The following is a 12125-nucleotide window of genomic DNA, read 5'->3' as shown; positions in this document are numbered from 1 at the left end:
CCTGGCCGAGTTCCTCCGCCTCCTCCTCCAGCATCTCCGAATAGCCGATCACCGCGGATAGCGGCGTGCGCAACTCGTGGCTCATGTTTGCCAGGAACCGGCTCTTCGCCCGGCTGTGCTCCTCGGCGGCGTCGCGGGCTTCCTCCAGCGCCGCCTCGTATGCCTCTCGCTCGGTGATGTCGGCGTGTACGCCGACCCACTCGCGGATCGTTCCGTCCGGATTGCGCACCGGCCGTCCCTTGACCGCGAACAGGCGGTACTCGCCGTCCCGGTTCCGAACGCGGTGCCGGAGCTCGTAACCCCTGTTCGCCGCTACGGCCTCGCGCCATGCCGCCTTGGTGGGCTCGACGTCGTCTGGGTGTACGGCCTCCGCCCAGCCCGTCCCCTTGCACCCGGCCTCGGACTGACCGGTGTAGGCCTGCCAGTACGGTTGGGAACCCGTCATGGCGCCCCGCGCGTCGGCGGTCCAGATGATGTCGCCGACCGCCTCGGCGGCGGCCCGGAAACGTTCCTCGCTGGCATGGAGGTGCCGTTGCACCCGCTGCTGGTCGAACGAGGAAGCGACAATGGCCATGAACAGGATCAGGAAGGTCGCGCCCGCAACGTACAGGGCGAGGTGCTGCTGGCCCAGGCCGACGCCGCCGGCGTGCGCGGCATGCGCCCCGGCAACCTCCGCTGTGACGGTCGCCGCGGCCATGCCGGTGTAGTGCATCCCGGCGACGGCGAGACCCATCGCGCCCGCGGCGACTAGCTTCTGCCAGACGTCGTTCTGCCGGAAGGTCAGCCACAGCGCGGCGGTCGCCGCGACGACTGCGATGGCGACGGAGGCGGCGACGACGGGCAGGCTGTATGCCAGGTTGCCCGGCACCCGCATCGCGGCCATCCCGGCATAGTGCATCCCGGCGACCCCGACGCCCATCAGTGGGCCGCCGACGAGGACATCGCGAGGGCCGGCCCGCTTGCGGCTAACCCAGGCGAAGGCCCCGCCAGTGGCGACGATGGCGATCAGCAGTGAGGCGACCGTGATGCCGAGGTCGTAGGCGGCGGGCATGCCCATCTCGAAGGCGAGCATGCCGACGAAGTGCATCGCCCAGATCCCGCCTCCCATCGCCACGGAGGCCGCGGCGACCCAGGCCCAGCGCAGGCAGGTCGAGGCCCCACGTACGCGGGCACCGAGGTCGAGCGCTGTGTACGAGGCGAAAAAGGCGATGGCGATGGATAGCGCCACGAGGGCGGGGTCGTAGCCGGTATGGACCATGAGAGTTCCGATGAATGTCCCTGGCGCATCTCACAGAAAGACAGCGGGCTTGGGGCAATCGCTCAATCGTGAACGCGATGGGCGGCCGGGCCTTCGCGACGTTCGGCGTTCATGCGCCGTCGCCCGATGGGACGGGCACATCGTCGGGACCACCGTCACCCGCCGCGGGACTGACCGCCCCTGCCGGCATGACCTTGGCCCCGGCCCTCTCCAACTGCTCGGTGGGGTCGTTGCATTTCCGAACGGTAGTCGATGGCCATGGCGGTCTCGTGAGCTTGGGGGGCTAAGGGTCAGATCAAGAAGGCGGCCTCGACCGGGGTCGGTTCGGCACCGGCGGCGGTGGCCTCGGAACCGCGGACGGGTGGGGCCGAGCCGGCATGCCCGGCCTGGACCAGCGCCCCGATCATCGTCATCAGCGCATAATGCTCCGGCAATCCGCAGCCGGATGCTAGGAAGGCGGCAAGCTCGACGCAGGACGGCGAGTCGCCAGATGGCTCATTCGGCTCGTGGAAGACGAACACGTCCGCCGGGTCGTCGCCGTGGCAGAGGAACCAGCGATCGTCGTTGCTTCCGGAATGGATCAGCGTCCGCATGGTGGGCATCAAGGGGTCCCTCCGGATGTGGTGCTAGAAGTCGGTCGGCTCGATGCTGGCGAACCCCGGCGACATACGGGCGCATCAGCCGGAGTTCTTCGTGACGGTTGTCGGCGGGTTCGGGGCGATGGCGGGGGTGGTGAACCGGTCCGGATCGCGTAAGGCCTGGTACGTGGCGGCTTTACGAGGGCGGATGCCCTTGAGCAGCATCACCGCACCGAGACACATCATGAGCACCGGCACCGGGTTGCGTCGGACGGCCACCAGGGCGCCGTCGTAGAGGCCGGCACCGGTCGCGTCGCGACGGACGGCACCGAGCATGTCCTCGACGATGCCGGTCGGGGTCAGGCGCTGCGTGAGATTGTCCAATGTCCGGTCCAGCCGGCCGCGGCTCGCCTCGATCTCGCGCTCCAGTGCGTCGGCCTCGCTCGTCATGCGTCCACGTGCTCCTTGATGACGGTAGCGTCTTGTCGAAGCTGGCGGCCCGTCCGGGTCGGCATAAGCGAGTTGAGCGAGAACCGTCTCTCGGCTGCCAGCGCCAGGACGATGCCGATGACGAGGAAGACGACGCCGGCGATCAGGGCGGCGAGCGCCTCCGAGCCAACGACGGTGGCGAGCCACGTCACTAGGGCGTCGACTAGGACCAGGAAGCCGACGAGAGCGAACGCGGCAGCGCCGGTCATCGCCGCCAAGCCGACGATCAGGCTTCGCAGGTTGTTGATCATCTCCTGGCGGAACAGGGCGATCTCGCCCCGGATGACGTCGCTGGCAGCCCGGAGCGCCTCTGCCAGGAGGCCGTGCAGCCCGCCGGGCGGTTGGGGTGGAGGGACGGCGCTCACGGATACCCGCCCCACGCCTGCTTGGGCTCCGCCACCCGGGACTTGCGGACATCGCTTTTGCCGGACCGCAGGACGTGGAAGGCGCCGTATCCCAGCGCCCCCACCACCAGGGTCGTCGCCAGCGGATTGGCGCGCGCGACCACCTCGGCATCGCGATAGAGGTCGCGCCAGCCGCGCCGCGCGACCCGGTCCGAGAACGCATCGAGGTTATCGGCGACCGTGTAGACGAACGGTCTCACCTGAGCCTGGGCGTCGAGCTCGCCGCCGCTCGAACGCAGCGCGCGGGCGAGCTCTGACAGGAAGCCGGCCGCCTCGGACTTGCGCCGGTCGGCATAGCCGCTGGCTTGGTCGCTCACGGCATCGGCCAAGCCGGCCGGCGACCTGGCCGCCTGCATCGGGCTGTTGGCGCCGGGGGGCGGACCCGCAGGTTGGATGGGATCGGTCATGATGCTTCTCCTAACCTGCGGGACGTTTCAACTGGGCGCCGGGCCTAGCGGCGGCCGTGGACGACCATCGCGAGGAGGTAGCCGAGCGCGCCGGCCATCGCGGCCATCATCAGGGGGGACTCCTTGGCGTAGCTCGTCACCGTGTCGGCGCCCTGGCGATAGGCGCGCTCGGCGTCGGGGAAGGCGTCGCGGCCCTGCTTCAGCGCGCCCTGCGCAAGGTCGGAAGCCTGGTCGGCCACGTCCCGCACGGCATCCTTTGCCTGCCCGTACAGGTTCTCGACGTTGCCCTTGGCTTCGTTGGCGGCACCCTTTGCCTGGGTCTCGCGGTCGCCGGTCACGTCGCCGACGGCACCCTGGACCTTGCCGCCGAATTCCTTTGCGGCGCCGGTCAAGCGATTCTCGTCCATGGTTCTTCTCCTGTGTCATGGGACCGGATGGCGGGATGCCGGGGGTCCAGGGTGAAGGGGGGCCGGAGCGGCTGAGAGGGCGTCAGTGCGCCGGCAGCCTGCCGTCGGGGGTGTAGCGGTCGACCGCCGAGGGAAGCACCCGAGACAGCCTGGAAAGAAGCTCGTCGCCGGAGAGCCCGGTCTGCTTTATCAGGGTGGCGAGCAGGTCGGGACCAATGGCAGAATGCAGGTGTTCGGCCGGGATCTCGGTGTTCCGGCCCTGCCGGACCCAGGTATCGGCGGCCTCGCCGTGACCGTTGCCGCGGAAGTGCTCGATCAACTGGCTCAGGCCCCCACCGAGGAGCCCGCCGGCACCCGTGCCGCCGAGGTTACCCAGAATACCCCCGAGGCCTGGTTGGCCATGCGCCGCACCGGAAGGTGTGGCGTCGGTCGCTCCCTTCAGCATCTCGGCGATCTTGTCCTTGTTCTGGAACCCGGCCACGGCGAGCAGGCCGAGCAAGGCGGTCATGGAGGGAAAGCCGTCACTCATCGCGTGTCTCCTGTGGTCGTGTATGCCGTTCACCGCGGCTGAGTGGCGGTGCCTTAGCCGGTCGTCGGGTTGGTCGGGTTGTCGTCGGTCGGTCCGAGCTTCTGCGTCTCCGGACGGTCGTCGGTCGCAACCTCTTCCAGGGTCATGTCGGGGGGCGTTGTCCCACGCTCCGGCATCGGGTCCGTCGGGGATTGCGCGGGAGGCTCTGCCGGCCCGTCGACCCACGCGTCGGGCTCCGCGAGGTTGAAGTCGTAGCCCTGCGAGCCGACCTCGGTGGCCTGGATGGTCAGCACCTTGCAGCCGTGGACCGAGGCATGGGGGCCGTGCACGACGCCGGCCGCGTGCGTCAGGTACGTCCCGGGCCCGAGGCTGCGACCCGCGTCCACGAGGTCACCCTCCAGCACGTAATGGGCTTCTGCTCCGTTCCTGTGGAAGTGTGCCGGGATCTCGGCTCCCGGCTTGATGTGGATGATGGTGGCGACCACCCCGCGCGAGGCGTCGACGTTGAGCAGCTGGGCCTCGATGCCCTCCGGGGTCGCCCCCGGGAGCTTGATCCCGGAGATTGCGATTCCGTCTGCCACGGCGACCAGCGAACCGTCGTTACCTATCGTCATCGGGTGTGGTTCATTCCGGGTTCTGGGTGTGCGTTCGTCATCGGGGGCGGCGATCCTCGGCCTGTTGTGCCCGGCGCTCGGTCGTGGTCTCCCGCACCCGGTACAAGGCGATGGCCGAACGGCACCCGGGCGAGACCTTCGCCATCTTGGCCCGGAAACAGGCCTCGACGCGGTCGCCGTTCGGATCGATGCCTGCGCAGAGCCGGAGGTAATCGCCGGTGCAGGCAGACCGCAGAGCCTCCTCGGAGACGCCGAGATCGCGGGCCTGCGCGGTCACGTTCGGCAGGGCGAGGAGGGCCGCCAGGCCGAGGATGCGAAACGGGGCCATGTCGGTTGCCTCCGATGACGGGTGCATGCGTCGAAGCGGGGCGGGGACGGCCGGAGGCCGCCCCCTGGTCGAGGCTTAGAGCGGCTTGTGCGGGACGGTCCCGGTGGCGGTGCCGGCGGTGCCGGTCCGGCTCACCGTCCCGCGCTCGTCGGTGACCTCGACCTCGGTGTGGCGCACCTTGTCGGTCACGGTCTCGACGCGGTCGGACGCCTCCTTGCGGATGCCGACCTCCCCGACGACGTGGGCTTCCTTCGAGACCACCGCCTGCTCGCGCATCTCGGTCGCCTCGATGACCTTGTCCTCGAACAGGGCCATGTCGCCCGGGGTCACCGCACGGTCGACCACGCGCCGGTCGACATGCACGGTCTCGTCCCGCAGGGTGACGTTCTCGCTCACCGCAGTCTCGACGGCGTAGGAGCGCACCCGCACCCGGCCGCTGTCGACCATGCGCTTACCGACGTTGAGGCGTTCCTCGACCACCGGGATGTACTCGGTCCCCTGGGCCGTGCCTGGGGCGGCGACGGACTCGGTGGATCCAGCCGCATGCAGGCCGGTGGTCCTTGTCGAGGCCGCGGTGGTGGCGGCCATCACCGGGGCCCCGGCGGCCTGCCCGCTCCAGCCGTCCTTGCGCCAGGAGGCCTCGCGCTCGTCCATGTCGACCGAGCCGTGCTCCTCAAGGATGTCGTAGGTCTGCTCGGCGTATCCGTCCTCGACGGTCGCGGTCAGCATGGTACCGCCGCGGTGCAGGCCCTCGGCGTGGAGGTGGCGATCCTCCTCCGGCATGAAGAACTCCTTCAGCGAGCCCCACATGCCTTCCTCGTGCGTCGTCGTGTCGGCTGTGCCGGCCTCGTTGCCGGACAGGATCCGGACGCCGACCTCGGGGATGCCGAGGGCGACGAGCTTCGCCTTGGCGGCGGTCGCCTCCGGGTAGGTGTCGTACATAGCGGTGATGGTCTGGGTCATGGTTCGATCTCCGATGAAGGCGTGGGGGACAGGGCCGTGACGTGCCCCTCGGGGGACACGCGTTCGATCACGGCTTGCTGCCTGCGCAGCGTCACCGGCATCTCGACGTCCTCGCCCGCCGTGGTCCGGCGGACATGCACCTCCTCCCGCAGGACGAGGCGCTTCTCGACGACGAGGATCTCTTCCAGGACGGGGATGATGGTCACCCCGTTCTCCTCGCGGACCACCGGGGGCGTCTCGCCCTCGGCCAAGGTCCGGTTGATCGGCACCCTGGTGACCCCGACCATGTCGCTACGCAGGGTCTCGCGCAGGATCTGGTCCGTGGTCTCGGTGCGGGTGGAGACCCGCACCCGTCCGGTCTCCACCGCCCGCTTGTCAATGCGGGCGGTCTCGGCGATCAGCGGGAGCGTTACGCTCTCGCCGACGGCGACCTCCGCCGCGTGCTTGTCCTGCGTCCCAAGGAGACGCGGCTCGATGGCGGAGGGGTCGCTCACCGTCAGACCCGACGCTGGGTCGTCGTGGCGGCGACGGCGGTGCGGGTGAGCACCGGATCGACGGCGGCTCCGCGACCGGCGAAGAAGGCAGCCAGCGCGCCGAGGACCAGCGCCAGGGCACCGTAGAGCGCGCCCTGCGAGCCGACGCGTGCGGCGGTGTCGGCCGCTTGCTTGGCCTGCTCCTTGGTCTGGGCGACGGTGTCGTTGAACTGCTTGGTGTAGTCCGCGACCTGGGTCCGGGCCTGCTCGACCGGAATGTTCTGCGCCTTGGCCAAGGCCTGGGCCGCCTTCTCCTGCGCGTCCTTCTGCTGGGTGGCGTCACCGGTCACTGCAGCGCGCATCGCGCTGACGGCGGCGTTCTTCAGGGCCTCCGGATCGTTGCCGGTGCCGTTGCGAACCTTGCTCTCGATGTTCGAGAACGGGTTGTCCATGCCGGGGAGCGAGGGGGCCGCGGCCTGCGCGGCGGTCTTCACCGAGCCGCCGATCAGGTTGCCGGCGCCGCCCACCGTGCTCGACACCGCGCTCGACGCGCCGCTGACGAGGCCGCCGACCGCCGAGGACAGCAGGTAGACGACGACGAGCGTCGAGACTGCCCAGGCGAGCAGCCCGTGGTAAGCGGTGGTGGTGTTGGCAGGCTTGCCCGAGAGGCGTCCGGCGAGCCAGCCGCCGGCGGTGGCGGCAAGGATGCCGGAGATCACGAACCAGATCCCGGCGCCCGACGACAGGCTGCCTGCGGTCGGGGTGCCGTTGCCCGCCGGGTCGACGGTCGACAGCCCGATGCCGAGACCGACCATGTTGAGGATGACCTGGGCGACGAGCGCGATCACCGCGCCGGCGATGACCGCGCCCCAGGAGACGGAGTGCAGCGCCATCGTGCGCATGTCCTCGGCCGGGGTGGCGAGGCTGGTGGTCGGTAGGTCGCGGTCGTAGGCCGGACGGGTGGTATCGGGAGCTAACGCCATCGTGGAAACTCTTTCGTCGGGAGTGGTCGGGTCGGTCTTCGGCCGAGGGTCGGCGGAAGCGGGGTATGCCGGGTCAGAGCACCCGTCGGCGGCCCATCAGGGCGTGGTAGAGCCACAGCACCACCACCGCGCCGACGACGGCGACGAGCAGGCTGTAGAGGTTCACCCCGGAGACGCCGGGCTGGCCGAACTGGTTGAACAGGAAGCCGCCGACGACGGCGCCGACGACGCCGAGCAGGATATCGACGACGAGCCCCTGGCCGGTGTTGTTGACGATCTTGCTGCCGATGAAGCCGGCGATCAGGCCGAGCACGATCCAGGCGAGGAGGGACATGGGTGGTCTCCGGGCATGCGGGGTCGGGCGGTGCCGAGGCCACGCGGGGACATTTTCAGGTTTGGGCTTCTCTCTGGCGTCGCGACCACGGCAACGACGGTTGCACGTCGTCGAACCGGCCGGTCGTCGCCCGTTCGGCAGACGGTCCCGATACGCGACAAGCGCCTCGGGACCTCAATGTTCCGCCGATTAACATTGTTCGTCCGGAACACCCCTGACCCGGACTTCGGTTACGGCGAAATGAATTGCGGGCAGTTCAGTCGTCGGTTGGTCTTGGCTTTGGGCCTTTTACGGCTTTGTTCTTCTCTTTCGGCGGTTCGACCTCGGGGTCAGGTCCCGGGTCTCCGGTAAGCTTCCTCAGCGCGTCCCGCACCGAGGCTTTGACCTGTTCGAGCGTCGGGTTGGGTTCCTCAGCCATTCGGTCCCCAATCGACGCCCTGGTGCGTCGTTGGGTAAGATGGCGTGTGTGCAGGCTTGAACAAATCGTCGAAACGTACCGGTCCGAGTGTTTTATGTACTGGTCAGGCCGCCGGGAAGCCGTGGTCGCGCCCCCAGCCAACGGCCTGGGTGCGGCGGTTGACGCCGATCTTGCGGTAGAGCGCGGCGGCGTGGTTGCGCACCGTGCTGCCGGACAGGCTCAGCGCCTGGCCGATGGCCTTGTCGCTGTCCCCCCGGCAGATCAGGTCGAGCACCTGACGCTCGCGGGCAGTGAGGTCCGGCATCGCGGACTTCCCTGCCTCGCCGGGATTGCGCAGGACCGCGAGCTTCTCGACCAGGCCGCGGCTGAACCAGGAGGCGTCGGTCATCACCGTCTCGATGGCCGAGTACAGCTCGCGCTCGGATCGCTTGCGTTCGGTGATGTCCTGCAGGACCGCCAGGATTGCATCCTCGCCGTTGATGACGATGCGCTCGGCCGAGACCAGGCAGTCGAGGGACGCACCGCTTCCGTCGCGCACGCAGGTCTCGACGCCGAGCGCCGACCCTTCGCTCGCCAGGGTCAAGTCGAAGCGTTCGCGCGCGGCGTCGTCGACCCAAAGCCCGGTTTCCGCAACCGTCCGCCCCATGGTCTCCTTCTCGCCGCGCCCGAACACCCGGACGAAAGCCTCGTTGACGGCGGTCACGGTGTGGTCGCACGCCCGGGTCAGCACGGTCGGGACCGGGGTGAGCCTGAACGCCTTGGCGAAGCGCTCCTCGCTGTGGCGCAGCGCGGTCTCCGCCGTGCGGCGCGGTTCGAGATCGGCGAAGGTGAACAGCATGCAGGCGACGTCGCCCATCTCGATGGGCTGGCCCGCGACGATGACCGCATGGGTCCCGCCGTCGGGTCGCTTCAGGAATGCCTCTCGGTGCGGGATCGGCTCCCCCGCATTAAGATGGTCGAGCGCCTTCTCGCGGCCGTGCGCCTCGGCAAGGAGGTCGACCTCGTACACGCTGCGACCGACGACCTTGTCGCGGGCGTATCCGGTGATCTCCAGGAACCCGGCGTTCACGCGGACCAGGCGCAGGTCGGACAGGCGTACGATCACGGCTGGAGCCGGGTTAGCGTTGAACGCGCTCTCGAAGCGCTCCTCGGCCTCGAACTGCGCCGAGATGTCCTTGATGATCAGCGCCAGGAAGGTCGGGCGGCCCCCGGCGTCGGTGACGACGAGGCTGCGCAGGGAATGGACAAAGTCGACGCCCGGACGGTCGGCATGCCGGACCTCGACGACCACGTCCCGGAAGGTCTCGCCGTCGACGACGCGTTCGATGGGATAGCGACCGGGCGCCTGGTTGTTGCGGTAGCGCAGGCTGAAGCGCGCCCGGTAGACGTCCACCGTGGAACCTAGGTCGTCGAGGCTCGCGACGCCGTGCATCGCCAGGGCCGCGTCGTTGGCCCAGGCGATGCGCTGGTCGGGTTCGACGAGGATCACGCCCTCGCTTATCCCGGCGACGAGTTGACGGAGCTCGGAGCGGTTGGCGTCGGTGGCGACCGGTCCCTGCTCACGGCCGTGGCCGCCCTCCGTCCGTACCGTCGACGGTTCGGGATCGCGGGCGGGCGGGCGTCGGACCTTACGCGACGATGCCGATGGGGTGGCCTTGGCCTTCATGATCGCCCCCCGGGGATGACCTCGCGTACGACGACGTCGGGCCAAGGTCGGGAGCGTAACACGCCGGATGGGAGGTGTCCCCACCCAGGCACCAGACGATCGCCCGCAAGGGATACGGGATTCCCGGGACCAATTGCTCCGGGCGACGTTATCGGGCGGTGCGCCGTACGGAACAGGCGTGCCGAGGGATGGCGTATGCCGAACGATGATGCCGTAGCACTGCGTCCGGCCGCCCAGGTGCCGCCACCACTGGTGCCGGGCCTGCGCGGCCTGCTGACGCTGGCCGTCGGCGTGGTCTTGATTGCGGCACTGTACTTCGGCCGCGAGGTGTTCATCCCCCTCGTTCTGGCAGTCCTCCTGAGCTTCGTGCTGGCGCCGGTTGTGAATCTGTTGCGGCGGATCAAGCTCGGGCGTGTCCCGTCCGTTATCGTCGCCGTCTTGCTGGCGCTCGGCGTCATCGGTGGCATCGGTGCGCTCATCGGCACGCAGGTGGCGGGGCTCGCCGGCAACCTCCCGCAGTACCAGGCCACGGTCTCGAAGAAGTTCGCGGGGCTGCAGCAGGGCTGGCTCGGCGAGGCCAACAAGGTCATCCAGAAGTTCAGCCACGAGGTCCACGACGCGACGCAGAAGGCGGATGCGTCGGGAACCACGGCCGCGACGGGGGCCGCAGGCGATACGCCCAAGGCGCAGTTGGTCCGCGTCCAGGACCCGGAGATCTCCCCCCTCGCACTCGCCGAGAAGGTGCTCGGTCCGATCTTCGAGCCGCTGACCACGGTCGGCATCGTGCTGGTCGTCGTGGTGTTCCTGCTCCTGCAGCGCGAGGACCTGCGCAACCGCATGATCCGCCTGTTCGGATCGAGCGACCTGCACCGCACGACCGTCGCCATGGACGACGCCGCCGGTCGCCTCGGCACCTACTTCCTCGCCCAGCTCGGCATGAACGCCGCGTTCGGCGTCATCGTCGGTGTCGGCCTTTGGTTCATCGGCGTGCCCAACCCCCTCCTATGGGGGGTGTTCTCGGCGCTGATGCGCTTCGTGCCCTACATCGGCGCCTTCATCTCAGGCATCCTACCGGTGGCGCTGGCCGCCGCGGTCGATCCGGGCTGGTCGATGGTCATCGCCGCCGCGGCCCTGTTCCTGATCGCCGAGCCGATTTTCGGGCAGGTGATCGAACCGCTGCTTTACGGCCACTCCACCGGGCTCTCGCCGTTTGCGGTGATCGTCTCGACCCTGTTCTGGGGTTTCCTATGGGGCCCCATCGGCCTGATCCTGGCGACGCCGTTCACGGTGTGCCTCGTCGTGCTCGGCCGCCATGTCGACAGCCTTGAGTTCCTCGACATCCTGCTCGGCGACCGGCCGCCGCTGACCCCGGTCGAGAACTTCTACCAGCGCATGCTCGCCGGCGACCCGGACGAGGCACGCGACCTCGGCGAGGCCATGCTGAAGGAACGCTCCCTATCGTCGTATTACGACGAGGTCGCATTGAAGGGTCTTCAGCTCGCCGCCAACGACTATGCCCGTGGCGTGGTCACGCCGGCGCAGCTGGAGAACATCCGGGCGTCCTCCCGTTCCCTCGTCGAGGACTTCGAGGACCATGAGGACGTCGAGCCCAAGGGTGACGGCAAGGCCGTCAATCCGAACGAGACGCCGACGCTGGCCGAGCGGACCCACTTCGAGGCCGAGGCGGTGCCAGGCCAGGCGGCGACCCGCGAAGGATTGCCCGAGGCGTGGCGGGGCGAGACGCCGGTGCTGTGCGTCGCCGGACGCGGCCCCCTCGACGAGGCCTCCTCGGCGATGCTCGCGCAGTTGCTGCGCAAGCACGGCCTCGGCGCGCGGGTGGTGCCCCACGGCGACGTCTCGCGCGACCGGGTACGCGATCTCGATGTTACGGGGGTGGCGATGGTGTGCATCTCCTACCTCGACATCACCGGCAACCCGGCGCACCTGCGCTACCTCATGGAGCGGCTGAGGCGACGTGCCCCCGGCGTTCGGGTGCTCGTCGGCCTGTGGCCCGAGGACGAGCGCGTGCTAGGGGACGCGGCAGCCGGCAAGGAGGTCGGGGCCGACGATTACGTCTCGTCGCTGCGCGGGGCGGTCGAGGCATGCCTTAAGGCTGCGGGCGGCTTGGGAGAGGAGAGGGCGGTCGCCTAGGGCGTGTCATCGCTTGAGCCAATCGAGGGCGGCTGCGAGGGAGAGGACGCCCATGAAGCTGACGGCAGTCTTCTCGTAGCGGGTGGCGATGGCGCGCCACTCTTTGAGCCTGGCCCAGAGGCG

Annotated in this window: 15 protein-coding genes and 2 pseudogenes; 1 reads left to right on the top strand and 16 read right to left on the bottom strand. The window is 69.2% G+C overall.

Annotation, left to right across the window (positions count from 1 at the left end):
• The 15 genes and pseudogenes from FV227_RS25530 to FV227_RS25465 form a co-directional block, all read right to left on the bottom strand.
• Positions 1 to 1258 (bottom strand): MHYT domain-containing protein (locus tag FV227_RS25530; protein ID WP_147729129.1); only part of this gene is annotated, 1258 nt, incomplete at its 3' end.
• A 290-nt stretch (positions 1259 to 1548) separates the two neighbouring features.
• Positions 1549 to 1860 (bottom strand): hypothetical protein, encoded by a 312-nt coding sequence (locus FV227_RS25525; protein WP_147729130.1) that lies wholly within the window; start codon positions 1858 to 1860, stop codon positions 1549 to 1551.
• A 75-nt stretch (positions 1861 to 1935) separates the two neighbouring features.
• Positions 1936 to 2286 (bottom strand): DUF3618 domain-containing protein, encoded by a 351-nt coding sequence (locus tag FV227_RS25520; protein WP_147729131.1) that lies wholly within the window; start codon positions 2284 to 2286, stop codon positions 1936 to 1938.
• Positions 2283 to 2690, bottom strand: a complete 408-nt coding sequence (locus FV227_RS25515) for a phage holin family protein (protein WP_147729132.1) — start codon at positions 2688 to 2690, stop codon at positions 2283 to 2285. The genes FV227_RS25520 and FV227_RS25515 overlap by 4 nt, the downstream gene beginning before the upstream one ends.
• Positions 2687 to 3136, bottom strand: a complete 450-nt coding sequence (locus FV227_RS25510; RefSeq protein ID WP_147729133.1) for a hypothetical protein — start codon at positions 3134 to 3136, stop codon at positions 2687 to 2689. Before FV227_RS25510 ends, FV227_RS25515 begins: the two co-directional genes overlap by 4 nt.
• Positions 3137 to 3180: 44 nt before the next feature.
• Positions 3181 to 3543, bottom strand: coding sequence for a CsbD family protein (locus tag FV227_RS25505; protein ID WP_147729134.1), 363 nt, complete (start codon positions 3541 to 3543; stop codon positions 3181 to 3183).
• Between the two features lie 82 nt (positions 3544 to 3625).
• A complete protein-coding gene (locus tag FV227_RS25500; protein WP_147729285.1) occupies positions 3626 to 4072 on the bottom strand; it encodes a YidB family protein in 447 nt (148 codons plus the stop codon).
• A gap of 53 nt (positions 4073 to 4125) precedes the next feature.
• Positions 4126 to 4686, bottom strand: a complete 561-nt coding sequence (locus FV227_RS25495) for a cupin domain-containing protein (protein WP_147729284.1) — start codon at positions 4684 to 4686, stop codon at positions 4126 to 4128.
• A 37-nt stretch (positions 4687 to 4723) separates the two neighbouring features.
• A complete protein-coding gene (locus FV227_RS25490) occupies positions 4724 to 5014 on the bottom strand; it encodes a hypothetical protein (protein ID WP_246686578.1) in 291 nt (96 codons plus the stop codon).
• A gap of 75 nt (positions 5015 to 5089) precedes the next feature.
• A complete protein-coding gene (locus FV227_RS25485) occupies positions 5090 to 5977 on the bottom strand; it encodes a YsnF/AvaK domain-containing protein (protein ID WP_147860199.1) in 888 nt (295 codons plus the stop codon).
• Positions 5974 to 6471, bottom strand: coding sequence for a YsnF/AvaK domain-containing protein (locus tag FV227_RS25480; protein ID WP_147729282.1), 498 nt, complete (start codon positions 6469 to 6471; stop codon positions 5974 to 5976). Before FV227_RS25480 ends, FV227_RS25485 begins: the two co-directional genes overlap by 4 nt.
• Before the next feature lie 2 nt (positions 6472 to 6473).
• Positions 6474 to 7433, bottom strand: a complete 960-nt coding sequence (locus FV227_RS25475; RefSeq protein ID WP_147860198.1) for a PhnA-like protein — start codon at positions 7431 to 7433, stop codon at positions 6474 to 6476.
• Between the two features lie 73 nt (positions 7434 to 7506).
• The gene (locus FV227_RS25470) at positions 7507 to 7767 is read right to left on the bottom strand and encodes a GlsB/YeaQ/YmgE family stress response membrane protein (protein WP_092045733.1); all 261 of its coding nucleotides are present in this window, start codon (positions 7765 to 7767) and stop codon (positions 7507 to 7509) included.
• Positions 7768 to 8023: 256 nt separating this feature from the next.
• Positions 8024 to 8185, bottom strand: a complete 162-nt coding sequence (locus FV227_RS29320; RefSeq protein ID WP_187274953.1) for a hypothetical protein — start codon at positions 8183 to 8185, stop codon at positions 8024 to 8026.
• 103 nt (positions 8186 to 8288) lie between these two features.
• Positions 8289 to 9719, bottom strand: a pseudogene (locus tag FV227_RS25465) (helix-turn-helix transcriptional regulator); the annotation flags it as partial.
• A gap of 327 nt (positions 9720 to 10046) precedes the next feature.
• Here FV227_RS25465 and FV227_RS25460 point away from each other — a divergent pair.
• Entirely contained in the window at positions 10047 to 12002 is a 1956-nt protein-coding gene (locus FV227_RS25460; RefSeq protein ID WP_147860196.1) for an AI-2E family transporter, read from the top strand.
• A gap of 6 nt (positions 12003 to 12008) precedes the next feature.
• Here the strand turns inward: FV227_RS25460 and FV227_RS25455 are convergent.
• A pseudogene (locus tag FV227_RS25455) lies at positions 12009 to 12125 on the bottom strand (IS5/IS1182 family transposase); the annotation flags it as partial.

Source organism: Methylobacterium sp. WL119, from assembly GCF_008039875.1.
Lineage (GTDB): Bacteria > Pseudomonadota > Alphaproteobacteria > Rhizobiales > Beijerinckiaceae > Methylobacterium.
This window is presented reverse-complemented; position numbering and strand designations above follow the sequence as displayed.